The organism is Lysinibacillus sp. LZ02 (assembly GCF_050613145.1).
GTDB lineage: Bacteria > Bacillota > Bacilli > Bacillales_A > Planococcaceae > Lysinibacillus_B.
Map to the genome: position 1 here is coordinate 2,830,092 of NZ_CP192507.1, position 24,805 is coordinate 2,854,896.

The following is a 24,805-nucleotide window of genomic DNA, read 5'->3' on the forward strand; positions in this document are numbered from 1 at the left end:
TGGTATCTTGATATCTAGAATTATTCGCGAAAAAATTCAGGCAACTACGAAATAAAGGGGAAAACGAGAAATTATGAATAAAAATAGATGGTTAATTGCGCTTTCGGCTATCGCCATCCATTTGTCAATCGGTGGGGCTTATGCATATAGCGTTTATAAAAATCCAATTACAACACAAATGGGTTGGAGCGAAACAAATGTAACAATCGCCTTCACAATCATGATGGGGCTTGCAGGATTTTCTGCCGCTTTATTTGGTAGCTTCGTTGAAAAGCAAGGTCCTCGGAAATCTGCGATGCTTGCTGCGGTATTATTTGGGCTAGGGCAAGCAGGAGCTGGTGTAGCAATTGCGATTGATTCCGTTGTACTTTACTGGTGTACTTACGGCTTACTAAGCGGTCTTGGGATGGGGATTGGTTATATCTCACCTGTTTCAACGCTTGTGAAGTGGTTCCCAGATCGCCGCGGTTTAGCGACAGGCATGGCGGTTTTAGGATTTGGTTCAGGGGCACTGATTACAGCACCTGTAGCAACAAACTTAATGGAGCAGTTTGGTATTTCAAACACATACTTCATTTTAGGAATTAGTTATTTTACATTAATGTTACTAGGTGCTTTATATATTGCACCACCAAAGCAAGAAGGGGCATTAAACGTATCAAAATACAGTACGACAGGCAAAGCACTTGCACAACTATCCGCTCGTGAAGCAGTTCGTACAAAACATTTTTGGATGCTTTGGGCAATGCACTTAATTAATGTAACAGCGGGGCTAATGATGATTTCAGTAGCTTCTCCAATGGCACAAGAAGTTGTTGGTTTATCTGTTGCAGGAGCAGCAGCAATGGTTGGCTTAATGGGACTATTTAATGGTGGTGGTCGCTTATTATGGGCAGCGGCTTCAGACTATATCGGTCGTCATAATATATTTGTTATTTTCTTTATCATTCAACTCATTGCATTCGTGTCATTACCATTTACAACGAATGTGTTAGTATTCCAAGCATTGATTTTCTTAGTTGTTAGTTGTTATGGTGGCGGATTCTCGAACTTGCCTGCCTTTGCGAGTGACTTATTTGGTACAAAGCAACTTGGTGTAATTCATGGCTACTTATTAACAACATGGTCACTTGGTGGCATTTTCGGTCCACTAATTGTATCAACGATTCGCAATGCAACAAATAGCTATACTCCAGTGTTCTACACATTTTCAGTTTTAATTGCGATTTCCCTATGTATTTCATTATGGATTCGTCGTGATGTCGCTAAAAAGAAACAGAAAGTAGAACAATTACAAGAGGCTTCAGCTATATAAGTAGATGAGGAAGCTAAAATGGAACATACGAATTCTGTAATTTTGCCTCCTACAGCATTCAGCGAACAATAGTGGCTGCTAACTATTGTTCGCACTTAAATAAATGAGAAATTCCCTCTAATTTAGTTCCTTTTGCATTAGCTTCCTCATTATTTATCATTTCGCTTCACATACTTTTCTTCTAATATGAGACGTTCTAGTAATTCATTTGTTTCTTCTTGCTCTAATTGTTGGAACTCTGCTTGGATAGTACGAACCACATGCTGAAGTAGTTCAATCGACTTCATGAATACGGCGTTAGCTCCTTCTTTCTGTTCCGCTTCATTTAGCACCTGATAAATATTTTGAATTGTTTCCTCGTATTCAATTACACTTTCAAAATGTTCTATATCATGCTTCGTTGTTTTCATTTTTTGCAGTAGTGGCGTTAGTTCATTCATCGCAAATTGAATGATTGGCGACGCATAAACATCACGAAGTTCTTTAATAGAACCTTTCCACACGATACCACCCCGCTTTTTCTTATACATGACAAGTGATGTGATCCATGTTTTTTCACGCATTTGATCCAATGAATAACCATGCTCCGTATGAAATTTAAAATCATTACGCAAGAAAAATTCACTATATTGATAATCCTTTGGGTTAATGCTTGGTCTTACTAAAGCATCGATTTTCTCTAAATAATCTATAAATGATAGTTCTTCCTCTGGTGTTTGAAACAAACGTTTAAAAAACGACATAAAATTCACCTACTTTTTATACTACGTTATATGTAAATTCTATTATAAAGCAAAATGCTTATTTAAAGTCTCATTCCGGTTACACAAAATGAGATTAAAAATAAAAAACGACTGTCCTGCAAGTAGATACTTACAAAACAGCCCTTCGATTAAATATAAAGATAAATACTCATAAACATTGCCACGCAACCCGCAAGGACAAACAAATGCCAAATTGCATGATTATATGGAATCCGTTTATTTTTATAAAAATACGTACCAAACGTATAAAAAATACCGCCTGCTAATAATGTTAAAAAGCCTTCTGTTCCAATATGGGCAAGCACTGGTTTATACGCAAATATAACAAGCCATCCCATCCCTATATAAATAAGCAAGGATACTACTTTAAAACGATAAACAAAAAATTGTTTCAAAATAATACCAATCAGCGTTAAGCCCCACTCAATCCATACAATTGTCCATCCAAGCTTCCCGCCAATCGCAACAAGGGCAATAGGTGTATATGTACCTGCAATTAATAAAAAAATAGCACTATGATCAAGCTTTTTAAACAAACTTTTGTTCACTGGAATACTATGATATAACGTGGAGCTTAAAAACAACAGTAACATTGAGATACCAAATATAATATAGCTGACCAGTTCAATGACTGATCCGTTGCCACTCGCTTTTATAATTAACAGTACGAGTGCAGGTATAGCTAATATACAACCTAAGCCATGTGTTACAGCATTCCAAAACTCCTCTTTTCTGCTATACCCAGATTCCATTACGATTGCTTGTGTCATCGTCTATCACCTCTTACATACATTATGCAAAAATGCGAGGAATCAGAGTACCGCCACATGTCACTAAAAATAGATGACAACTATAATGGTTTTAAACTAATGTTTATCATTATGAGGTCTTCACCAAGATATGTAATCGACCGCATATTCCGCTACGGGTAGAAGCGCATCCAAGGGTTTTTCTCGGATACGGTAAAGTTTTGCTCGCACCGGGTTGTTTTGACCGGATGCAGCGACTTTTTGCTCGGATACCGTAGCTTTTTGACCGGTTACCGCGGGCTTTTGCTCGGATACGGCAAGGTTTTGCTCGCTCCGGGTTGTTTTGACCGGATACAGCAATGTTTTGCTCGGATACCGTAGCTTTTTTGACCGTTCACTGCGGGCTTTTGCTCGGATACGGCAAAGTTTAGACCGGATGCAGCAACTTTTTGCTCGCTCCAGGTTGTTTTGACCTGATACAACGGCTTTTTGCTCGGATATGCTAGCTTTTTGACCGTTCAATGTCGACAGTTTTAAGATGATTTCTCAAATAATTGCACTGAACTAAAAAGAAAATCATCTTCACTCAAAGTACTGTGAAGATGATTTTTGTTGAAAAGAAGGCTCTCTTCTTATCAAACTATTATACTTGTATGAAATGGATTCATTTTAAAAACACAATGTCGCTTTACCTGAACCGACTACTGTTTGGTCTTGCTTTTGTGCGGTTAGCTCTAATACTACTTCACGTTCATGTATCTCTTTTACTTGTGCGATACATGTAATGGCATCCCCTGGTAATGTCATCGCACCAAAGCGCATCGAAAACTGTTTGACTTGTGCGACGTCTCCCGCTAGCTTCATCACATACTCACCTAAAAAGCCCATTACGAGCATACCGTGTGCAATCACACCTGGCATCCCAATTTTTTGCGCAAAGGCATCATCTGTATGCAACGGATTAAAGTCACCTGATGCTCCTGCATATTTGACAAGTTGCACTTTCGTAATCGGTGGTTTTTGATAACTCGGTAATAATTGACCTACTTGTAACTCCTCAAAAACGACAACATCAATCGATTGTTCTGTAATTGCCATATCGTTCCCTCCTCACAGTGCACGGTAAATAATATTTGTACGACTCACAACAGCGAGCTCCTCATCGGCATCACGCAGTTCCGTATCTAATACGATAAATTGCATAGTGCCACTTTTTCCTTCCCGCTCATATATATCCGCTACTTTCATTTGCGCTGTGTATGATTCTCCTGGGCGCAACGGTTTATAGTAAATAAACTCCTGTTCCCCGTGCAGCATACGACGGAAATCTAGTTCCAGTGGTAACTGTGCGGATTCATTGCTTAACGCAACTGGAAATGTGAGCGGTGCAATCATCCCACCATAGGCACTTTGCGAAGCTTGCTCTTCATCTAAAAAGAGTGGATTTGTATCACCAATTGCCTGACAAAAACGGCGAATATGCCCTTTTTCAATCTCTACTTGATAACGCTCGGTTGCAAGACCGATATGTTCCTTTGTCACGTCCATACCCGTTCCCCCTTTAATTCGACTTCGATGCCTCTAGCTTTTGTAAAGCGATGCGTGAAATTTTCCCTGCTGCCGTCATTGGTAATGCATCTAACTGCTCGATTTCACGAATTTTTGCATAGTGTACAACACGGCTATTCACAAATTCTTGAATGTCTGTTAGTGAAGCCGTTGCACCCGGCTTTAAAACAACAAAAGCTTTTGTTGTCTCTCCTACTCGGTCATCTGGTACACCGATGACGACACAACTTTGAACAGCCTCATGCTCATATAATAATTCCTCTAATTGACGTGGATACACATTATAGCCGTTATAAATGAGCATATCTTTTTTGCGATCCACAATCGTGAGAATACCGTCTTCATCACGTACAGCAATATCCCCTGTCCGAAGCCAGCCATTGCTAAATGTCTTAGTCGTTGCTTCAGGGTCATTTAAGTATCCTTTTGCTATTTGCGGACCTCGTACCCATAATTCGCCCTTCTCACCTCTTGGCACTTCTTGCTCACTACTACCATCTACTGGCACGAGTCTCACTTCCGTATTCACGATTGGTAGACCAATTGATCCAGGTTTACGAACTCCCGATTTAAATGCAACCGTTTGCACACAGGAACCCGTAGCTTCTGTTAAGCCATACCCTTCTGAAACGATGGCATTTTTAAATAATTTTTGGAGTTTACGTTGCATTTCAGCAGACATCGGTGCTGCACCCGAACCAACATTTCTAACGGACGATAAATCCGTTGTTTGTAGCTGTGGTCTCAGTAGTAATCCATTAAATAACTGCGGCGCGCCTGCCACTTGCGTTACTTTATATTTTTCAATGTTCTCGATGAATGTTACAGGATGTAACTGATCAATTAAAATCACTGTGCAGCCCTGTACTGTTCCAACCCCGATAGAACCCATTAAACCTGAAACATGGTAGAGGGGCGCAGGACTCATGAGGACGCTTTTACCGGGTATAATCGGATATTCTTTGACAAATTCCTCTTCTGCTGTATACGCTTTCACCGTGACGCCACCAGCCGCATCGATATGTGGTAACATGCCCATACTTGCACTAGAGGCTAAGCAGCTACTGACAAAGTTATAATGCGTACTTAGTACACCTTTTGATTGCCCCGTTGTACCACCAGTATACGAAATCGTAGCGATATCTTCTTTTGGCTGAATAGCCACTTGTAGTTCCCGTGCTTCGTAGCGTGATTTCAATTCGTTTAAGCTATACCAGTTTGCACTAAATGGACTCATATCCGTACGTCCATTGATGCCGTCGATCTCATCTGTCCCTGTCACAATGACATCCTTTAACTTCAATTGTAATGTTTTGTCTAGTAAATTTTTTGCACAAGATTCATGTGCGATGACCGCAACTGCATTGGTATCTTGTATTTGGTATACTACTTCGCTCGCTGGATTGAATGGATTAATAGGAGAGTACGTTGCACCTGACAACAAAATACCGTAGTAAGCAATCACGTATTGAATGCTATTTGGTAAATACGTTGAAATCACATCGCCTTTGCCATATCCAAGATCGTGTAGTGCATTTGCAAGCTTTAAAGACTCTGCATATAGCTCTTTATATGAAATTCGCACATCATGGAAGATAAGAGCACAGTGATCTGCATATTCCGTTGCGGCTCCTTTTAACATGTTGCCAATTGGTACTTCCGGTATATCAATCCTCTCCGGAAGCGCATTATTAAAAAATCTCGGATCCTTTTGTACTGCCATTTTATCCACTCCATTTCATAAAATGCCTTCCAAAACCGATGATGCAATATCTAAAAAGCTACCACCCTAAAGCAAGGGCTGCACGCTCGCGAGTATCATATTGAGAACCTAAATAATTTTCAAAAATACGTGAACGCTTTACATATAAATGGCAGTCTAACTCTTCTGTGAAACCGATGCCGCCGTGAATTTGTACACTTTCAGCTGCAATTTTTATATAACTATCCGTTAACAGCGCCTTCGCACTATACACAACCTCTATACAGTCTTCACTTCCGTTTTCAACTGTCCATGTCGCATAATGACTTAATGCACGTGCTGTTTCTAGCATGACCTTTAAGTCTGCAAGGCGGTGCTTAATCGCTTGGAAGCGTCCGATTGGTTGACCAAACTGCTCGCGAATTTTTGCGTACTCTGTTGCCATATCGACTAAACGGTCCATACTACCAATCATCATGGAATTGATAGCTACAAGCAGTGATAATAACCCCTTTTCTATTACTTTCTCCACATTTGCATCGGCCGCTAGTTGCTGTTCTGTTGTAAGAACAACGTGATCAAACGTTAATTGGACAAATCGCTGTGTCTCATCAAAGCTCTGTTGTTCTTCCATTTTCGTCACTTGTTCTTTTGGGACGATAAACATACGTAGTTCATCCTGATCATCTTTCGCAAGCACGATAAAATCCGTCACTTGTGCTGTATGACGAACAAGTGATTTTGTTCCATTTAAAACGAAACCATCAGCTGCCTTTGATACAGTTGTGTTCACTGTATCAAATGAATACTTCCCTTTCGGCTCTAACCAAGCAAGGGCTAGTAAGCTAGCACCTTCTGCAATCGATGATAAATAATTTTCTTTTTGTTGCTCTGTCCCATGCTCAACTAATACCGGCACTGCAAATGCCAATGTCTCTGCATAAATATCAGGCATAACGGCACGACCGAGTTCTTCCATTACAGGAATCAAGTCAATGACACCTAGTTCAATGCCTCCATAGTTTTCAAGAATCGAAATGCCCATGACACCTAGCTCCGTTAGTTTATCGTGTGCCTTTGTGAGTGCCGTTTCATCACCGCTTGCAAAATGACGTGCAATTTGTGTAATACTTTCTTGTGTTAATACTTTCCGCACATAGCTACGGAATTCTTCTTGTTGTTCTGTTAATGAGAAATCCATATCCGTCCCCCCCTTTATCCGACCTGATTGCCTGCTTTTTCACGACTTATATCTTTTGGTAACCCTAAAATGCGTTCACCAATCGTATTGCGCTGAATTTCGCTCGTTCCGCCACCAATCGTCATGCCGAATGATGTTAAGAAACCATTTTGCCAATACGTATCATGTGGTGCACTTTCCTTCCAAAGTACAGCTTCTGGACCTTGTACGGATTGAATAAATGCAAATAATTCCTTCGTTAACTCTGCTACCATGAGCTTATCCATTGAACTTTCAGCACCCGGGTAACCTTGCTTTAATTGCTTCGTTAAGTTTTTATAATAACCAAATAAGGCACCTTTCGTTTTCGCATATAACTCAATCATTTTTTGGCGTACAATCGGATTTTCAATAATGGAAGGCGTTGTTTTTGCCATTTTCACAAAATCCTCGAACTGCTGTTGCAATGTGAAAAGTTGGCCGCCAATCCCCGTACGTTCATGCATTAGCAGTGACATCGTAACACCCCAACCTTCATCAATTGTCCCGACAATTTGATGGTCATACGCTACAACATCCGTAAAGAACACCTCATTAAAATCGTGTTCACCATTCATCGAAACAATCGGTACGACTTCAATACCTGGCTGATGCATATCTACTAAAAATACAGTAATGCCTTTATGTTTTTTTTCGGGCACACTACTTGTGCGTGCCAGTAAGAAACAATAGTCCGCCACATGTCCGAAACTCGTCCAAATTTTTTGACCGTTAATGAGCCATTTATCGCCTTGTTTGACAGCACGTGTTTGAAGGGCGGATAAATCGGAACCCGCATTCGGTTCAGAATAGCCCTGACACCAAATTGTTTCACCTGTTAAAATTTTTTCGATATGCTCTTGCTTTTGTTGTTCCGTCCCAAATTGCATTAATATAGGTCCTACCATATGTGTACCTACATAATTGATAAGCGGAGGCGCTTTGACACGCGCCATTTCTTGTTGGAAAACAATTTCTTCCATTAACGTCGCATTACGCCCACCAAATTGTTCTGGCCAAGCAATGGCAGCTAAACCACCTTCATGAAGCTTGCGCTGCCAATCTTTTAAAAATTGAATACGGTCTTCTTCTATTTCTGGCTGCTTATATGTGCCATCTAACCATCCTTGTGGTAAGTTTGCTTCAAGCCATGAACGAATCTCTAAACGAAACGCTTCTTCTTTTTTTGTAAATGCAAAATCCATGAGAACCCCTCCTTGTTATCCGATTAACTCCCACTGCGGTAAAGCACGATCTTCTGTTACATCAATCCATGTCATTTTAACTGCTTTACCAATAGCGATATCTTCGGGCTTGGCGTTAATAATATTCGCTGTAATTTGGATTCCTTCTACTTGATCAACCGCTACTTGTGCAATAATCGTTGGTAAATCATGTTGAAAGCCTGGTAACATCGGTACGTATGTCATAACAAAGGAATAGATTTCCCCAGTGATATCACTGCCATAATGAATCCACTCCAGTGTTGGCGAACCGCAATGTGGACAAGCCGGTCCCGGTGGATGAATGACCTGTTGACAATCCCCACAGCATTGAATCGCCAGTTCGTGATTGTCCGCTGCATCCCAATAAGGCTGATTATCAGGTGTTTTTAGCGGAATTGGTTTTTCATATTTCGTGCTCGTTTTTTCAATCGTCATTGTGTTTTCCCCCTTAGTTACTTAAAATTAATGCACCCGCGCCATCTGGTCCTAACCACCCTGTACATAAACCAAGTTCGCACCCTTCCACTTGGCGGTCTGTTCCTTTGTATTCATGGCGCAATTGGCGCGTGATTTCTAACACATTATTCATGCCATGTGTATAACCTTCTGATAACATACCGCCCGCTGTATTGGATGGAAGTTTACCACCCATTTTTAAATTACCTTGTGCCACAAACTCCCCTAAGCCTTCACGCGGTGCGATTTTATAGGCTTCAAGCTGACGAAGCACTACCCAGCTATAGCAGTCATAAATCGAAGCTACATCTAAATCTTCCGGTTGAATGCCCGCACTTTCATAAATACGTTCACCAACATAATCTGCTGCGACTTGCGTTAAATCCGCCCAATAATGTGAACGTGGATGCATTTCACGTGCGACTAGACCTTTAATATATACAGGTCGAGATTTACAATCTTTCGCTCGCTCTGCTGTTGTGACAATAATTGCATTTGCCTCATCTGTTTCTAAACAAAAATCATGCTTTGTAAACGGATAGCTTAAATGTGCTGTTTGTAAGTAGTGCTCCATCGTGAGCGGCTTACCATGTAGCATTGCTTTCGGATTGCGTTGTGCATGCTCATAAAAACTCACACATACATGTCCTAAATGCTCTTGTGTAAGACCTGCTTCATGCATATGACGTGTCGCAAACATGCCAAACCATTGGGATGGACTTGCCATACCGTATGGAATAATGAAGCTTCCCCCATCAATCGCATTTTGCAGCAAATCGGTACTCCAGTTGCCTCCACCCATGCGTATGCCAGAGCGACCGTTCATGGCACGGAAAATTAATACTGTATTCGCTTGACCAGCTTCAATTAATGCAATCGCATCACCAATTAATAACTCCGTACTACTACCGCCTCCCACAATGTCTTTCACGTAACGTGGACGGACACCTAAGTATGTAGCTACTTGATGTGATGTACATGAATCATGCTCTGAATAACTCATCACAGCATCAATTTCTTTTGCTTCTAAACCTGCATCGGCAAGTGCATTGCGAGATGCATGTAATGCTAAGTGAAGTGGGGTTGTCCCAGAATTTTTAGAGCGTTCGCTTTCACCAACTCCGGCAATTGCATATTTACTTGATAGATTCCACATAGAAAAACCTCCCATTTGTTCATATTTTCGTAACATTTCAGTTTCTATATTCATTATATTCAGTAAATTAAACTTTCTTCAAACACCAATAACATAACATTTGTCTTTAAATAGACAGAATGTTTATAATTGTCTATATAAAGAAGATACATAGACAGTTTTAGAGGGGTGGGAAAATGTAATGTCTAGAAAAACGATGAAAAAAAAGACTGTTACAAAACCATTAATTCGATATGCACTGATTACATTGTTAAAGGAGAAGTCATTTGAGGACATTACAGTGCATGAAATTGTAGATAAGGCACTCATTAATCGTTCGACATTTTACCTACATTACCAAGACAAGTATGATTTATACGATGCCATCGCTGCAGATTTATTGTTGGAGCTTTCCACAACGTTAGAGAAAGCTAATATATATTCCTTTAAAAAGTTACTAAAAGATTACTATTATCAAAACAAACCACTCGATATTACAGTTCAATTTTTAGAACATATTCATGCAAATGCTGACTTCTATGCTGTACTTCTGAAACAACACCAGTTCCAAATACAATTTACGAACATTCTTTCAAATTTTATTCATACAGGTAATGGACTACCTCGTATTATGACAAACCATATTGCTTATGGTACGGTCGGTACAATTATTGAATGGTTAACGAAAGATACCCCTTACTCTATTCACTACTTAGCCAATCTCATCAGTCGCCTTACAATTAGTGAAATTCTAGAGTACAAAAACTTACAGATTGATTAAAAATAAAAAGCAAGTCAAGTGAACGTCATCGCTTCACTCAACTTGCTTTCATTTACTATTACGTACCACAAAATGTTCGATAAGGACCTGCATCTGCATGAGGTGGCGTTGCAAATCGCTCATTTTCTTTCGAAAGTTCATAAGGATTAGATAATACTTCGAGAAGCTTATCCATGACTGTATAATCCCCGTCTTTAACAGCTGCTGTCAGTGCCTCTTCTACACGATGATTGCGCGGGATTATGGCTGGATTACTACGCTTCATTAATGCTTGGACGGCTTCAAATGTTGTACCTTGTCTTATTAGGCGTTCTTGCCACGTTTGCTCCCAAGCTAAAAATTCATCGGATAAGAAAAATGGTGTAGCAGGACGATTATTGTCTACTAATGCACGAAATGTATTTGTATAATCCGCTTCATATGTTTGCATCGTAACTAATAATGATTTCATAAGTTGTGCATCTTCACTTTCTTCCGTCATAAGCCCTAACTTATTACGCATTCCTGAAAGCCAAATTGCATAAAAATAACCCGAGTAGTTGTCTAGCTTTTTTTGTACCATGTCAGCTGCCTGTTCTATATCCTCATGCATTAATGGCAATAAGCTTTCCGCAAAACGGGCTAAATTCCAACCCGTGATTTGTGGTTGATTACCATATGCATAACGCCCTTGTGCATCAATTGAGCTAAAAACAGTATCGAGGTGATACGTATCCATAAAAGCACATGGACCATAGTCGATTGTTTCACCACTAATCGTTACATTATCCGTATTCATCACACCATGAATAAACCCGACAAGTTGCCATTTTGCAACGAGCTCCGCTTGACGCTGCATCACTTGTTCAAACAAAGCTAAATATGGATGTTCACTGTGAGTCAACTCTGGGTAATGGCGCGTAATCGTATAGTCCGCTAACTTGCGTACATCTTCTACTTCCCCATACTTAGCCGCATATTCAAATGTCCCAACACGAATATGGCTTGATGCGACCCTTGTTAAAATAGCCCCTTCAAGCTCTTGCTCACGAAAAACGGGCTCGCCTGTCGCAATCACCGCAAGGCTTCGTGTTGTTGGAATATTCAGTGCATGCATCGCTTCACTAATAATATATTCTCGTAGCATCGGCCCTAATGCTGCGCGACCATCCCCGCGACGCGAATACGGTGTTCGACCTGAACCTTTTAATTGAAGATCGAAACGTTTTCCTTCTGGCGTTAATTGTTCTCCGATTAACACTGCACGTCCATCCCCAAGTATCGTAAAATGGCCAAATTGATGTCCTGCATATGCTTGTGCAATTTGCGCGGCCCCTTTTGGCATCTCATTTCCTGCCAAAATAGCGACTGCCTCTGCTGTTTGCAATTGCACAGAGTCAAGACCAAGCTCTTTTGCTACCGCTTCATTCAGCACAACTAATGCTGGTGCTGACACAGGATTTAGCTCGATGTTTGAATAGAAAAACGTTGGTAATGTTAAATAACTGTTGTCAAAATGCCAACCAATACTTTTTTCTTTATTTGTCATTTAATCCTCTTTTCTGCTAACACAAATAGCTACCTTTTCTTTAGTCTATTTAAATTGATCCGTATAGGACAAGCATTTTGTATTGCACGTCAACGAAATCCATCACTTCGTTAGTATCTCTTCACTTAATTAAACTCATTCACATGGAAGTTTGAACTCGTAATGAGCAAAAATACATCCTAAAAATACCAGGTAAATAGTAAAAGATATTAAATGAAAGCGTAGCGACAGGAGCACCGAAGCATGAGCGACGAGGAGGCTTGATGCTCGCCCGTGGAAAGCGAGTGCCGGAGCGGAAAGCAACGGTTACTTAGATCATAATATATTTTTGTATATTTACTCGCCATGATTTTTAATTCGTTTTCTGTCCATTTCAGCAGGATTCATTCCATTATATGGAGAAGTTAAGTAGCGTATCATATTATTGGGAGGCGTAAATGATGAGTAAAAAGGTTTTAATTATTGCTGGCGATGCAGTAGAAGCACTAGAGGTGTATTATCCATATTACCGCTGTTTAGAAGCAGGCTTCGATGTAACAATTGCTGCACCTTCAGTAAAAAAGCTACAAACTGTTTTACATGACTTTGTGGATGGCATGGATACTTATATTGAACGTCCAGCATATGGGCTTGAAGCACATGAAGCATTTGAAAACATTAAGCCAGAACAATATGATGGGCTCATTATCCCAGGTGGTCGTGCACCTGAATATATTCGTTTGAATGAGCATGTGCCGGCAATCGTCAAACATTTCTTCGATACCGATAAACCGATTGCAGCGGTTTGTCATGCAGCCCAAATTTTCGCTACCATTCCAGAAGTACTAAATAACCGTGAGCTCACAGCGTATATCGCTTGTAAACCAGAAGTAAAAGTTGCTGGCGGTACGTATATCGACACAAATCTGCATGTCGATGAAAATTTAGTAAGTGGACATGCTTGGCCTGATTTACCAGGTTTAATGAAAGAATTTATCACTTTACTAGAAGGTTCTGTTGTTGAATCTTATTAATTGATTTCATCACGATATATAAAAACAGTTGGGGTAGCTCCCAACTGTTTTTTCGTTTTACTATTTATTCAAAGGCTATATTTTATCGCGTATTAATCGTTACTGTCTTGATTGTTGTAAAGAACTCTTTTGCAGCTTGCCCCTGTTCGCGTGCCCCGGTGCTTGAATTTTTCATGCCCCCGAATGGTGCTTGTGGTTCCGCGCCACCTGTTTCATCATTCACCTGCACAAGGCCTACTTCACTCCGTTCTATGAAATCAAAAGCTTTTTGTATATTGGTCGTATAGATGGAGGCACTTAACCCAAACTGTGTATCATTCGATAGCTCAATTGCTTCCTCATAATCCTTTACCTTCATCACAGCTAACACGGGACCAAAAATTTCCTCACATGCGACAGACATCGTATGATTGACATCTGTAAAAATCGTCGGATCAATAAAGTACCCTTCCTTCTTTCCCTTCGTAGCGGTACCACCTACTACTAATGTGGCCCCTTCCGCTTTCGCTTTATCGATCGCTGCTAAAATATTAGCGTACTGCTCTTTAGATGAAACGGGACCCATTGTTACACCGACTTCAATTTTTTTCGCTTCCGCTATTATTTTCTCTAACGCTTTTTCATACACTGCTTCTTCAATATACACCCGGCTCGTAGCAGTACAGCGCTGACCTGTTTGCTTCATCGCCCCCTCTACCGTTAAACGAGCAGCTACATCTAAATCTGCATCGGCTAAAATAATCGCCGCATTTTTTCCACCAAGCTCTAGTTGGATTTTTTTCTTTGTATGACCTACAGTATTTAAAATATTTTGCCCTACACCATTTGAACCCGTAAATGTAATCGCTTTTACTTCAGGCGCTTCTACTAACACTTGCCCTACTGTGGAACCCCGGCCTTGAACAACTTGAAGCACATGTTTTGGCAAACCCGCTTTCTCAAATAATTCGCCGAGTAGCTTTCCTGTTAACGCCACTTCAATAGAAGGCTTCCATACAACGGTATTTCCATATACGAGCGCAGGTGCAATTTTCCACAACGGGATCGCTACAGGAAAATTCCAAGGTGTAATGGCTGCAATAACGCCTAATGGTACACGTTTTGTATATAACAGCTTTGCTTCGCTTACGGATGGCAGTACTTCACCCGTGGAACGCATCCCTTCTTGGGCAAAGTAACGTAAAATCGAAGCGCCACGTTTTACTTCTCCGATCATTTCATTTTTTGTTTTTCCCATTTCTTTAGAGGCCGTTTCTGCAACGATATCTATATTTTCTTCCAGTAATTGTGCCATTACACGTAAAATGTCCCCTCTTGCAACAGATGACGTATTTTTCCATCCTTCAAATGCTTCTTGGGCCGCAGCTAAAGCTGCTTTTGTTTCCTCAATTGACATGAGCTCTACTTGCCCTACACATTCAGATGGGCACGCAGGATTAAACTGCTGACGAATTTCTTTAATAATCGTAGTCATAAAACCCCTCCTCTAAACCGCTACAGTTTGTAGTAACTCTTTTAATGATGTATATAGAAAATTGTGTGCTTTTGCTACAGCTTCACACGTTATCTTTCCACTAGTAATATTAATTCCTTTCGCTAACGCCTCATTATCCATGGCCGCTGTTTTATAACCTTTATTGGCAATTTGCAATGCATAAGGTACCGTGACATTCGTTAAAGCAATCGTGGAAGTACGGGCTACTGCCCCTGGAATATTCGCTACGGCATAATGAAGAACACCGTGTTTCTCATATACTGGATTACTATGTGTTGTAATGCGATCAATCGTCTCAATAGAACCACCTTGGTCAATCGCTACATCGATAATGACCGATCCTTTTGGCATTTCTTGCACCATCGTCTCTGTAACTAGACGTGGTGCACGTGCCCCTGGAATTAATACCGCACCAATCAATAAATCAGCCTCTTTCATTTCTTCCGCAATATTAAATGTGTTAGACATGCGCGTCTTTAAACGACCTGAAAATTGATCATCCAATTGGCGAAGACGCTCTATGTTTGTGTCTAAGATTGTGACCTCTGCCCCTGCACCAACAGCCATTTTAGCCGCATTCGTCCCAACAATTCCTCCGCCTATAATGACTACTTTCGCTGGAGGTACACCTGGAACCCCCCCTAACAATATCCCTTTACCACCTTCATGCTTCTCTAAAAAATGAGCACCTAACTGTACTGACATACGACCTGCTACCTCGCTCATTGGCATCAATAACGGTAGTGCTCCGTTTGGTAACTGAATTGTTTCGTAAGCAATGGCTGTAACGCCTTTTTCCATTAACTGCTTTGTTAACTCTGGCTCTGGTGCTAAGTGTAGATACGTAAATACGATTAAATCTTTTTTAAAGAAGCCATATTCTTCTGGTAACGGCTCTTTTACTTTGATCACCATTTCTACATCCCATGCTTCCTTAGCCGAGCCCACAATTTCAGCTCCTACTTCTTGATAAGCTTCATTCGTAAAGCCACTGCTATGCCCTGCATCTGTCTCAACTTTTACCGTATGACCATTTTTCACTAATTCAAAAACGCCACTTGGTGTCATCGCCACTCGATTTTCATTATTTTTAATTTCTTTAGGAATCCCGATAATCATTTAACCTTCACCTCTTTCTGAACATAATTTTTTTGCACATATTCAAATGTCTCATCTAATATACGTATCATTTCATCTACTTCTGCTTTTGATAATATTAACGGTGGCGAGAATACGACTGTGTCCTGATCGTATGTGACCGTTCTTAAAATGAGCCCTCGCTTCATTGTTTCCTGCACAAAAACTGGGCTTAGTGGCGTATCAAATAACTCGCCTGTTTCACAACTCTTTGCTAATTCAATCGCTCCTAGTAAGCCAAATGTACGAACACGACTAATAAAGTCATATTTTTCTTGTAGCATTTTAAAGCCTTCTAGCAGTGCTTCGCCCATTTTAGCTGCATTTTCAACTAATCCTTCTTGCTCAACGATTTCAATGTTTTTTAGCCCTACTCGACAAGCTAAGGCATGCCCACTATACGTGTAACCATGCATTAATGTTCCCTTCGATAATTCACAAAGGTCTTTATGGATTTTTTCGGAAATGATGACACCGCCTAACTGAGCATACCCACTCGATACCCCTTTAGCAAATGACATCATATCTGGCACTACCCCAAAATGCTCCATGCCAAACATTTTCCCCGTACGACCAAATCCAGTAATGACTTCATCCGCGATAAATAAAATGCCGTATTCATCACAAATTTGGCGAATTTCCTTAAAATAATCTTGAGGCGGAACATTTACGCCTCCCGCCCCTTGCACTGGTTCAGAAATAAACGCCGCTACCGTTTTAGGTCCTAAAGCTTCAATTGTTTCACGTAAATGATCCGGTGAATCTTTATATACATAATGGAAGTCAGGTGCATGTGAATTTGTGAAATCCCGAAATGCTTGTAATCCTGTTGCATTCGTTGCCCCCATTGCTACACCGTGATAAGAATGCGTACGGGAAATAATTTTTTGGCGTTGCGGTTGACTTTTTAATAACCAGTAATGACGTGCCAATTTGATTGCTGTATCATTTGATTCAGAGCCACCTGACGTAAAAAATACAGTGCTTAAATCACCAGGTGCTAATGCGGCAATTTTAGTTGCTAATAAAATAGCCGGTTCATTACTAAATGTTGCAAAGCATGAACTGAATGCTAGCTTAGCCATTTGTTCTTTTGCGACTTCTGCTATTTCCTCACGACCGTGCCCTACGTTTACATTCCATAAAGAGGACATCCCATCAATGTACGTTTTGCCTTCTATATCTTTTAAATAAATCCCTTTACCTTCTGTAAAAATCGCTGCTGGCCCATCTAGTTGCTGTTGCTCAACAGATGTAGTCGGGTGTAAAAAATGCTTTTGATCTAACTTTTTTAAATCTTCTTTTAATTGAATCGTCAATGTAACCAACCCGCTTTCTAAAAGTTTTTTACATTGTTATAGAAGCAATTATTATGCCAACTGTTTATAAAAAGGATTTTTTTTCTAATTTTCATTAATTATTCCTAACCAAAAGCCTTTGCTTCTGTAAGGAACAAATTCTACTTATATACTTGTAATGAGTAAAAATACATCCTAAACATATGAGAAAAATAGTAAGAGAGATTAAACTTAAGTGGTACCGTAGCCTCCGCGCTTCTGTGGCTATGACGCGCTACGGCGAAAAGTGAATACTTCTCGATATTTTAGAAAAACATTTCTCTTCTCTAAAAGCACATGGAGTGAAAAATGAGCGACGAGGAGGCTCAACCTCATCTGGGGAAAGTGACCGCCCGTAGTGGAATATACGGTCAGGTATACATTTTTGTAAAGAGCCCTTTTTATGATGCATTTTTGCTTATTAATTAGTAATAATTCATTATCTGTAATGCGTAATTACATTTATTGATGAAATTACGCATGCATGATGTAAAAACGCATCATTTTATCATTCCTCATAGGATACTTGCTTCATTAATTTGTACCGTTGGATTTTACGAACTAAAGTGGATTGATCACAGCCCAATACTTTGGCTGCTTGTCGCACACTTTTACTTTCAGATAACGCTTTTTTAATAGCCTCCTTTTCAAACATGGCGACTTGCTCTTTTAATGTTCCAGCATAATGATGAAACATGGGCTTTTCCATGCACTCGTTTCGTTCGCTATGATTTTCTATATTTTTAGTAATCAACATACTCTTGTCTAATTCTTCTTGTATTACATTGACCCCAATTTCCGGTTGCGTAGCGAGTAAACAAATACGTTCTACCATATTTTTCAATTGCCTCACATTACCTGGCCAATTATAATGTTCTAACATCTTTAATGCTCTACTATCGATTGTACGATGAATACCATATTTTTCTTCAATAAGCGCTAAAAAATGATTAATCATCGGGATAATATCCTCTCGCCTTTCACGCAAAGGAGAAATGGCAATCGGAATAATATTTAATCGATAATATAAATCTTCTCTAAAAAGACCTTGTCTTACCATATCTTCTAAGTTTCTATTCGTAGCAGCTATGATCCGAACATCAATGGGAATCGGTTTTGTGCTACCTATCCTCTGAACCTCTGATTCTTGCAGCACCCGCAGTAATTTAGCTTGTAATGATAAAGACATCTCCCCAATTTCATCTAGAAAAATCGTTCCCCCTGAAGCAATTTCAAAGAGCCCAAGCTTCCCTCCTTTAATGGCACCTGTAAAGGACCCTGCTTCATAACCAAAAAGCTCTGATTCAAGAAGTGTTTCAGGAATGGCACTACAATTGATTGTCAGCATTTGCTTCTGGCTTCTTCTACTATTCGCATGTATGAGCTTCGTAATTTCTTCTTTCCCTACCCCAGATTCCCCGCCTATTAAAATGGTTGAATCTACTTCAGCTACACGCATCACCCGTTTTACGACTTGTACCATAGCGGGAGACACAGCAATCAAGCTCGTTTTCCTTGACTCTTTATGATGTAATGCATGTATTTTATTTTTGAAGTTTTCATTTTGGATTTCTAGCTTTTGTACCTCTGACTCTAGACGCTTTAGCTGTGTCATATCACGAGTAATCGCAACAACATATTGTAAAGCCCCTTCATGATCAAATATCGGTTTACCCGTTACTAAAAAGCATCTACCATTCATAAATGTTTGTGAAATGGTGACTTTTTCTTTCAGTTCAATCACTTTTAAAGAAATAGAATCACTCATTATGCCTTCTTCGATGACGTCCTTAGCATATCTACCCATCAAATTAATGCCTACTATTTCAATATCAATATCGTTTTGAAATAAAATTTTCCCCTTATGATCACAAATGGTGATTCCTTCAGAAATGGAATTCAATACGTTTTTTGATAATCGTGTTAGAGAATCTATATCACTCAATAGTTGCAAAGGCTTTAAATTAAATAGGGTGCCTTGTGTCGATTCAACTACATGCACTAAATAACCTTCAGCTTCGTACATTTCGATGCCCTTTTTATATTGATTCGCAATTTTGTTCATCAACTCTAGCGGAAGATGGCTCGAAATTGTAATATTATCATTATTTACAATGAAAAAATGTTCTTTTTTATATAGTTCTAGTGATTTCACCCTTTACCACATCCTATCTTGCAAAATTTGAATACCCTTAGATAGATAAACTATCTAAGGGTATTCATTGCCTGACAGTTTTAGTTCTTAAAATCTAATTCGATTCAGGCGTTAAATTCTCCTCTATGTTTTCAGATTTTTCAGACATAGGAGAAGATAATTTTTTCATGAGGAAAAACAGTACAATTGAACCAACAAGTACCCCTATACTTAAAAATATTTGCACAGCAGTATGAGCTTAGCCCGTTCCTCACTCATGCGAGTAAATAGAAACGCAAGCATCACTAGCTTCTGTACATCATATAGTGGGGATAAAGTGAAACTTCAATCAGTGGGGTTTTCCTCATCCCCCACTGATTGTTAGTTGAACCAATCGGGCTTTTACGGGCAGTTGATCTCCCACCTATGCTTCTCAATTTCCCTTAAGCCTTGAGGTGGGTAATGCCCGTTAATGCGGGATAAACACTTACTTGGAAAAGATGTTTCCCATCAAAAATGATGCAAAATCACATCAAAATTTGCAATTTCACATAGCGCTATGCATGGGCTCGATTAAATGAGCTTACAATATTCATCTCCTCACGATATTTCGCTACAGTTCTTCTTGAGATTTGAATTCCTTCTTCACATAAAATTTGCGTAATGTGCTGATCCGCTAACGGGCGCTGTTTGTTTTCATTTTCGATTAATTGTTTAATTCGTTTTTTTACATAAATGACCGAATCCATTTTCCCTGACGCATTAATCAAGCCTTTTGTAAATAAAGATTGCAGCGCATATATACCATGCGGCACTTGAATATACTTCCCGCGAATCGCACGGCTAATAGTAGACTCATGTACATGCAATTGATCCGCAATATCCTTTAAGCGCATCGGTTTTAATGCTTCCATTCCTTTACTAAAAAAGCCCACTTGCGTTTCTAGTAACATACGGATTAACTCATAAACTGTTTTATCGCGTTGTTCAATTCCCTGTATTAATGCAAGAGCATCTTTCATCGACTGCTTATAGTAATATTTATAATTCGAATCATTTTTTAAAAGAAGTACATAGCTTTCATTGATCGAAACGGATGGTAAATGATGATCATTCAACAACACAATCCATTCACCCTCTACTTGTTTGACTTCAACATCTGGAAACACATATGGAATCTTTTCAAACTTATCTCCTGTTAATACTGGCTTTAGTTTTTTAATATAGTAAATCGTGTTTTTTACTTCCTCTATTGTACATTTATATTTTTTACTTAATTGCTTAAAAGACTGTGTCGATACGAGCTCTAAGTCATTCGAAATAAATTCAATCGCCAATTGAGGTGCCAATAAATCTTGATCGACTTGAATGAGTAAATATTCTTTAAAGTTTCGCGCTCCTACACCGATTGGTTCAAAGGTTTGAAGTAATTGTAGTAAAACTTCGACATGAGCATAAGTCGTTTTAAATTGGTCAGCCACTATTGTTAAATCCACATCTAAAAATAACCGCTCATCCAATGATCGAATTAAAAAAGTCAAAATTTTTAAATCGATTTGACTTAAATTTTTGTGTAGTGGTATTTGCTCTAGCAAATATTTTTCGTAACTCTCCTTTTGGGCAAGTTGCATTTCGACAAAATTGAATGATTGATCATGAGAAGTACAGGCCTTTCTACTCGTTGGATTAGAAGTAATGGATGCTAGCTTTATAATTTCCTCATAATTCTTTTTCACTTTCGCATCTTCAACCATTAATAACGGATTTTCGTTCGCCTTTTCATAAATGTATTGTTCTAATTCGTTGCTAGAATATTGGAGTATTTCTAAGTGCTGCATAAGTTGTGCAGTTAAAACTTGTGTCACTTGCTGTGAAGTGTTGATCATCATTTGCATTCCACATACCTCCAAACAATATTTTCTACATAATAACAACTTTTTTCTTTAAATTTCAATTTTTTCTTTTAAAAAAATATTTCTTTTTTCTTTTTATGCTGTCCAACTATACATAATGTGCTTTAACCAAGCTATCTTAAACCAAAAATTCTCCCCTAATGCCGCTTAATTCTCGAACAGACAAATATTCTAAAGATAAAATATTCAGATTTTTCTAAAAAACATTTGACCGTTTACTAATTTTGGTTATAAAATACACATATAAAGTAATAGTTATTACAATACGGTAAAAGGAGGGGCTTTCACATGTTTCAATTGCCAACTGTGCAATTTACAGAAGAACAACAACAATTCCGTCTAGAAGTTCGAAGTTTTTTACAAAATGAGTTAAATAAAGGGACATTCATTCCGAAATGTGACTCATGGTTAAGTGGAGATGATCCAGCATTTTCAAAATTAATTGGGGAGCAAGGCTGGATTGGCATGACTTGGCCGAAAAAATATGGTGGGCAAGAACGCAGCACCATTGATCGTTATATTTTAACAGAGGAGTTTTTAGCGATTGGTGCACCTGTTGCGGCCCATTGGTTTGCCGATCGACAAACGGGTCCCCTTCTACTTCGCTTTGGGACAGAAGAACAACGAGCTTTTTTCCTACCAAAAATCATTAAAGGCGAATGTTATTTCGGCATTGGCTTAAGTGAGCCGAATAGTGGTTCGGACTTAGCTTCAGTCAGTACGCGAGCAGAAAAAGTTGAAGGCGGATGGATTGTAAATGGACAAAAAATTTGGACAAGCAACGCCCATTTATGCGATTACATGGTCACTTTAGTACGCACTAGCCCATTTGATGGGAAAAATAAACATGCAGGCTTAAGTCAACTCATTGTGGATTTAAAAGCGGAAGGCATTACCATTGTACCGATTAAGTTTTTAACGGGCGAACATCATTACAATGAAGTATTCTTTGAAAATGTTTTTGTGCCAGATAGCATGGTCGTCGGAGAATTAGGAAACGGTTGGGCGCAAGGCTTAGCAGAGCTCGCATTCGAGCGTAGTGGGCCTGAGCGGATTTTAAGTACATTTCCATTAATCGATGAATTAATTCAAGAGCTAAAACGTCAAAACAACAAAGAAGGTTTAAAGCAAGCTTCGAAAATCATTGCGCGCTTATGGGGACTTCGCAACCTCTCCATCGGTGTAGCGCAATTATTGGATTCGGGTAAAGGCGATGACGTCTCGATTCCAGCTGCTTTAGTAAAAGCGGTTGGAACGAAATTCGAACAAAGCATACCTGAAATCACACGATTGCTCATACAAACGTACCCAAGACTTGACGCGGAAAGAAAAATTGATCGTTTTATGGCTCAATCTATTTTACATGCACCTGGTTTTACAATTCGTGGGGGTACGTCAGAGGTTCTATATGGCGTAGTGGCGAAAGGGGTTGTGGCACAATGAGTGAAATGAAAGACATGATTTTAGACGTTGTCGAACGAATGGTAAAAGAAAATGTAGATAAAGATTTAGTCGATGTGGTTGAGCAAGGAAAGTGGTCACCTGAAGTATGGGAGCTATTTGAAGAAAACGGTATGACAGTTGTAGCCATTTCCGAGGAGAATGGCGGAGCAGGTGGCGATTTAGATGATTTATTAAATATTATTCGCTTAACGGGCAAATATGCCGTCCCTATTCCATTTGCAGAAACTACTTTCGCCAATTATCTATTAGAATATGCAAAATTAAATATTGTTGAAGAGTTGGCAACTTATATGGTTTCTACAAATCAAGCTTTTACGCTAGAAAATAATAAATTAAGTGGTACAGCGCTCAACGTAAACTGGGCAAGACATATGAACCACCTAGTCACGATTGCCAATAGTAACGATGGTATGCATTTAGTAGAAGTGAGCTTAAGTGAATCACAGATTACACATAATACGAACTTAGCTAGTGAGCCGCGTGATACCGTCACATTTCACAATGTAACCGTCTCACAAGTATCCAACGTGTTAACCGCTGATCAAATTCATTATATCACTACTTTAGAAACAGCTATTAAATTGGCTTTAATGGCAGGAGCCATTGATAAAACGAATGAACTAACGATTCAATATACAAAAGAACGTGAGCAATTCGGTCGACCGATTCACCGATTCCAATTAGTTCAGCAGCATATTGTTCAGCTTGCTGGTGAGACAGCGATCTCATTAGCCGCTTTTAATAACTTTACCGCTGCTTTACTCTCTAATACACATAAAAACGAAGTAGCCTATGCTTGTCTTCGAATGGAAGAAGCTATTACAGCAGTAGCGACGATTGCCCATCAAGTACATGCAGCAATTGGTACAACACATGAGCATAGTCTCCATCAATATACACGTAGACTCTGGGCTTGGCGCGATGAAGGAGCAACTAGCGCATACTGGAGTGATATTGTCGCAACCGAATTATTAGAAAATAGTAGCGATAGCCTGTGGGCTCACTTAACCGATTCTAAAAATACCGTTACCTTATAAGGAGAGATTAAAAATGACTGATTTATTATTTGAAGTGCAAGATCATATCGCAACGATTACATTAAACCGCCCTGAAGCATATAACGCGTTCAGTGAAGAAATGATTACACAATGGATTCAATCATTAGAAACGATTCGAGATGATGATGACATTCGTGTTGTCATCGTGAAAGGAAATGGTAAATCGTTCTGTGCGGGAGGAGACATTAAGGCGATGCAAGCTGGGGAAGGATTCTTTAAAAGTGAGGAAGATATTTCTTCAACCGGCTTAGCACGGAAAAATTCATTATGGAAAAAAATCCAACGTATTCCCCTTCTCTTAGAGGAAATTGATAAACCCGTTATCGCTCAAGTGCATGGCTTTGCAATGGGCGCCGGACTCGATATGGCATTAATGTGTGATATTCGTATCGCTGCTAAGTCCACTAAAATTTCTGAAAGCTACATCAATGTGGCGATTGTTCCAGGAGATGGCGGTGCTTACTATTTACCGAAACTAATTGGTTTAGATAAAGCACTCGATCTGTTTTGGACAGCACGCGTTTTAACAGCGGACGAAGCAAAAGATATGGGGATTGTTACATTTGTTGTAGATGACGAGGAGCTCGATCAATATACATGGAATTATGCTAAAGAATTAGCGAATCGTCCACAAACAACGTTACGCTTTATTAAACGTGCTGTCTATCAAAGTCAAAAAATGGACTTACGTTCAGCTCTAGACTACATTTCATCCCAAATGGCTATCGTTACAGAGCTCGATGATTTCAAAGAAGGTGTAAATGCTGTAGTTGAAAAACGTAAACCTATTTATAAATAAAGGGGGCTTCA

At 39.4% G+C, this 24,805-nt stretch carries 21 protein-coding genes; 6 read left to right on the forward strand and 15 right to left on the reverse strand.

Annotated elements, in window-relative coordinates; all coding sequences use genetic code 11:
- Nucleotides 1-73 precede the first annotated feature (73 nt).
- Nucleotides 74-1,315 carry an L-lactate MFS transporter gene (locus ACQQ2I_RS13845; RefSeq protein ID WP_431027376.1) on the forward strand — a complete coding sequence of 414 codons (1,242 nt, stop codon included), beginning with the start codon at nucleotides 74-76 and terminating at the stop codon, nucleotides 1,313-1,315.
- Between the two features lie 149 nt (nucleotides 1,316-1,464).
- Here the strand turns inward: ACQQ2I_RS13845 and ACQQ2I_RS13850 are convergent, their stop codons facing one another.
- From ACQQ2I_RS13850 to ACQQ2I_RS13890, 9 genes are all read right to left on the reverse strand, one after another.
- A complete protein-coding gene (locus tag ACQQ2I_RS13850; RefSeq protein WP_431027377.1) occupies nucleotides 1,465-2,058 on the reverse strand; it encodes a hypothetical protein in 594 nt (197 codons plus the stop codon).
- Between the two features lie 149 nt (nucleotides 2,059-2,207).
- Complete coding sequence (gene trhA / locus ACQQ2I_RS13855; RefSeq protein WP_431027378.1) at nucleotides 2,208-2,849, reverse strand: PAQR family membrane homeostasis protein TrhA; 642 nt, start codon at nucleotides 2,847-2,849, stop codon at nucleotides 2,208-2,210.
- Between the two features lie 648 nt (nucleotides 2,850-3,497).
- The gene (locus tag ACQQ2I_RS13860) at nucleotides 3,498-3,926 is read right to left on the reverse strand and encodes a MaoC/PaaZ C-terminal domain-containing protein (RefSeq protein WP_431027379.1); all 429 of its coding nucleotides are present in this window, start codon (nucleotides 3,924-3,926) and stop codon (nucleotides 3,498-3,500) included.
- 12 nt (nucleotides 3,927-3,938) lie between these two features.
- Entirely contained in the window at nucleotides 3,939-4,376 is a 438-nt protein-coding gene (locus ACQQ2I_RS13865) for a MaoC family dehydratase N-terminal domain-containing protein (protein WP_431027380.1), read from the reverse strand.
- Between the two features lie 13 nt (nucleotides 4,377-4,389).
- Nucleotides 4,390-6,120, reverse strand: a complete 1,731-nt coding sequence (locus ACQQ2I_RS13870) for a class I adenylate-forming enzyme family protein (RefSeq protein ID WP_431027381.1) — start codon at nucleotides 6,118-6,120, stop codon at nucleotides 4,390-4,392.
- Between the two features lie 58 nt (nucleotides 6,121-6,178).
- Nucleotides 6,179-7,300 (reverse strand): acyl-CoA dehydrogenase family protein, encoded by a 1,122-nt coding sequence (locus ACQQ2I_RS13875; protein ID WP_431027382.1) that lies wholly within the window; start codon nucleotides 7,298-7,300, stop codon nucleotides 6,179-6,181.
- Between the two features lie 14 nt (nucleotides 7,301-7,314).
- Nucleotides 7,315-8,523, reverse strand: a complete 1,209-nt coding sequence (locus tag ACQQ2I_RS13880) for an acyl-CoA dehydrogenase family protein (RefSeq protein WP_431027383.1) — start codon at nucleotides 8,521-8,523, stop codon at nucleotides 7,315-7,317.
- Nucleotides 8,524-8,538: 15 nt separating this feature from the next.
- A complete protein-coding gene (locus ACQQ2I_RS13885; protein WP_431027384.1) occupies nucleotides 8,539-8,979 on the reverse strand; it encodes a Zn-ribbon domain-containing OB-fold protein in 441 nt (146 codons plus the stop codon).
- Between the two features lie 13 nt (nucleotides 8,980-8,992).
- Nucleotides 8,993-10,156: a thiolase C-terminal domain-containing protein gene (locus tag ACQQ2I_RS13890; RefSeq protein WP_431027386.1), complete on the reverse strand. Its 1,164-nt coding sequence runs from the start codon at nucleotides 10,154-10,156 to the stop codon at nucleotides 8,993-8,995.
- Nucleotides 10,157-10,337: 181 nt separating this feature from the next.
- On the opposite strand from ACQQ2I_RS13890, the gene ACQQ2I_RS13895 reads away from it, so the two are divergent.
- Nucleotides 10,338-10,916: a TetR/AcrR family transcriptional regulator gene (locus ACQQ2I_RS13895; protein WP_431027387.1), complete on the forward strand. Its 579-nt coding sequence runs from the start codon at nucleotides 10,338-10,340 to the stop codon at nucleotides 10,914-10,916.
- Between the two features lie 58 nt (nucleotides 10,917-10,974).
- On the opposite strand, the gene ACQQ2I_RS13900 is transcribed toward ACQQ2I_RS13895, so the two are convergent.
- Complete coding sequence (locus tag ACQQ2I_RS13900) at nucleotides 10,975-12,444, reverse strand: protein adenylyltransferase SelO (protein ID WP_431027388.1); 1,470 nt, start codon at nucleotides 12,442-12,444, stop codon at nucleotides 10,975-10,977.
- 440 nt (nucleotides 12,445-12,884) lie between these two features.
- Between ACQQ2I_RS13900 and ACQQ2I_RS13905 the strand changes: the two genes are divergently transcribed.
- Nucleotides 12,885-13,457, forward strand: coding sequence for a DJ-1/PfpI family protein (locus tag ACQQ2I_RS13905; RefSeq protein WP_431030521.1), 573 nt, complete (start codon nucleotides 12,885-12,887; stop codon nucleotides 13,455-13,457).
- Nucleotides 13,458-13,539: 82 nt separating this feature from the next.
- On the opposite strand, the gene ACQQ2I_RS13910 is transcribed toward ACQQ2I_RS13905, so the two are convergent.
- From ACQQ2I_RS13910 to rpoN, 5 genes are all read right to left on the reverse strand, one after another.
- Nucleotides 13,540-14,931, reverse strand: coding sequence for an aldehyde dehydrogenase family protein (locus ACQQ2I_RS13910; protein WP_431027389.1), 1,392 nt, complete (start codon nucleotides 14,929-14,931; stop codon nucleotides 13,540-13,542).
- A 12-nt stretch (nucleotides 14,932-14,943) separates the two neighbouring features.
- Complete coding sequence (gene ald / locus ACQQ2I_RS13915; RefSeq protein ID WP_431027390.1) at nucleotides 14,944-16,071, reverse strand: alanine dehydrogenase; 1,128 nt, start codon at nucleotides 16,069-16,071, stop codon at nucleotides 14,944-14,946.
- The gene (locus ACQQ2I_RS13920; RefSeq protein WP_431027391.1) at nucleotides 16,068-17,408 is read right to left on the reverse strand and encodes an aspartate aminotransferase family protein; all 1,341 of its coding nucleotides are present in this window, start codon (nucleotides 17,406-17,408) and stop codon (nucleotides 16,068-16,070) included. Before ACQQ2I_RS13920 ends, ald begins: the two co-directional genes overlap by 4 nt.
- A 526-nt stretch (nucleotides 17,409-17,934) precedes the next feature.
- Nucleotides 17,935-19,581 (reverse strand): sigma-54 interaction domain-containing protein, encoded by a 1,647-nt coding sequence (locus ACQQ2I_RS13925; RefSeq protein WP_431027392.1) that lies wholly within the window; start codon nucleotides 19,579-19,581, stop codon nucleotides 17,935-17,937.
- A gap of 536 nt (nucleotides 19,582-20,117) precedes the next feature.
- Nucleotides 20,118-21,455, reverse strand: a complete 1,338-nt coding sequence (gene rpoN, locus ACQQ2I_RS13930; RefSeq protein WP_431027393.1) for an RNA polymerase factor sigma-54 — start codon at nucleotides 21,453-21,455, stop codon at nucleotides 20,118-20,120.
- 306 nt (nucleotides 21,456-21,761) lie between these two features.
- On the opposite strand from rpoN, the gene ACQQ2I_RS13935 reads away from it, so the two are divergent.
- The 3 genes from ACQQ2I_RS13935 to ACQQ2I_RS13945 are packed head-to-tail and all read left to right on the forward strand — an operon-like array spanning nucleotide 21,762 to nucleotide 24,794.
- Nucleotides 21,762-22,916: an acyl-CoA dehydrogenase family protein gene (locus ACQQ2I_RS13935; protein ID WP_431027394.1), complete on the forward strand. Its 1,155-nt coding sequence runs from the start codon at nucleotides 21,762-21,764 to the stop codon at nucleotides 22,914-22,916.
- A complete protein-coding gene (locus tag ACQQ2I_RS13940) occupies nucleotides 22,913-23,974 on the forward strand; it encodes an acyl-CoA dehydrogenase family protein (RefSeq protein ID WP_431027395.1) in 1,062 nt (353 codons plus the stop codon). Before ACQQ2I_RS13935 ends, ACQQ2I_RS13940 begins: the two co-directional genes overlap by 4 nt.
- 13 nt (nucleotides 23,975-23,987) lie before the next feature.
- Complete coding sequence (locus ACQQ2I_RS13945; protein WP_431027396.1) at nucleotides 23,988-24,794, forward strand: enoyl-CoA hydratase/isomerase family protein; 807 nt, start codon at nucleotides 23,988-23,990, stop codon at nucleotides 24,792-24,794.
- Nucleotides 24,795-24,805 lie beyond the last annotated feature (11 nt).

What these genes read in the sequence shown, in the direction of transcription:
- ACQQ2I_RS13845 (WP_431027376.1), top strand. Translation starts at nt 74, where the DNA reads ATGAATAAAAATAGATGGTTAATTGCGCTTTCGGCTATCGCCATCCAT.
- ACQQ2I_RS13945 (WP_431027396.1), top strand. Translation starts at nt 23,988, where the DNA reads ATGACTGATTTATTATTTGAAGTGCAAGATCATATCGCAACGATTACA.
- ACQQ2I_RS13900 (WP_431027388.1), bottom strand. Translation starts at nt 12,444, where the DNA reads ATGACAAATAAAGAAAAAAGTATTGGTTGGCATTTTGACAACAGTTAT.
- ACQQ2I_RS13935 (WP_431027394.1), top strand. Translation starts at nt 21,762, where the DNA reads ATGTTTCAATTGCCAACTGTGCAATTTACAGAAGAACAACAACAATTC.
- rpoN (WP_431027393.1), bottom strand. Translation starts at nt 21,455, where the DNA reads ATGCAAATGATGATCAACACTTCACAGCAAGTGACACAAGTTTTAACT.
- ACQQ2I_RS13885 (WP_431027384.1), bottom strand. Translation starts at nt 8,979, where the DNA reads ATGACGATTGAAAAAACGAGCACGAAATATGAAAAACCAATTCCGCTA.
- ald (WP_431027390.1), bottom strand. Translation starts at nt 16,071, where the DNA reads ATGATTATCGGGATTCCTAAAGAAATTAAAAATAATGAAAATCGAGTG.
- ACQQ2I_RS13860 (WP_431027379.1), bottom strand. Translation starts at nt 3,926, where the DNA reads ATGGCAATTACAGAACAATCGATTGATGTTGTCGTTTTTGAGGAGTTA.
- ACQQ2I_RS13890 (WP_431027386.1), bottom strand. Translation starts at nt 10,156, where the DNA reads ATGTGGAATCTATCAAGTAAATATGCAATTGCCGGAGTTGGTGAAAGC.
- ACQQ2I_RS13905 (WP_431030521.1), top strand. Translation starts at nt 12,885, where the DNA reads ATGAGTAAAAAGGTTTTAATTATTGCTGGCGATGCAGTAGAAGCACTA.
- trhA (WP_431027378.1), bottom strand. Translation starts at nt 2,849, where the DNA reads ATGACACAAGCAATCGTAATGGAATCTGGGTATAGCAGAAAAGAGGAG.
- ACQQ2I_RS13880 (WP_431027383.1), bottom strand. Translation starts at nt 8,523, where the DNA reads ATGGATTTTGCATTTACAAAAAAAGAAGAAGCGTTTCGTTTAGAGATT.
- ACQQ2I_RS13875 (WP_431027382.1), bottom strand. Translation starts at nt 7,300, where the DNA reads ATGGATTTCTCATTAACAGAACAACAAGAAGAATTCCGTAGCTATGTG.
- ACQQ2I_RS13940 (WP_431027395.1), top strand. Translation starts at nt 22,913, where the DNA reads ATGAGTGAAATGAAAGACATGATTTTAGACGTTGTCGAACGAATGGTA.
- ACQQ2I_RS13910 (WP_431027389.1), bottom strand. Translation starts at nt 14,931, where the DNA reads ATGACTACGATTATTAAAGAAATTCGTCAGCAGTTTAATCCTGCGTGC.
- ACQQ2I_RS13850 (WP_431027377.1), bottom strand. Translation starts at nt 2,058, where the DNA reads ATGTCGTTTTTTAAACGTTTGTTTCAAACACCAGAGGAAGAACTATCA.
- ACQQ2I_RS13870 (WP_431027381.1), bottom strand. Translation starts at nt 6,120, where the DNA reads ATGGCAGTACAAAAGGATCCGAGATTTTTTAATAATGCGCTTCCGGAG.
- ACQQ2I_RS13895 (WP_431027387.1), top strand. Translation starts at nt 10,338, where the DNA reads ATGTCTAGAAAAACGATGAAAAAAAAGACTGTTACAAAACCATTAATT.
- ACQQ2I_RS13865 (WP_431027380.1), bottom strand. Translation starts at nt 4,376, where the DNA reads ATGGACGTGACAAAGGAACATATCGGTCTTGCAACCGAGCGTTATCAA.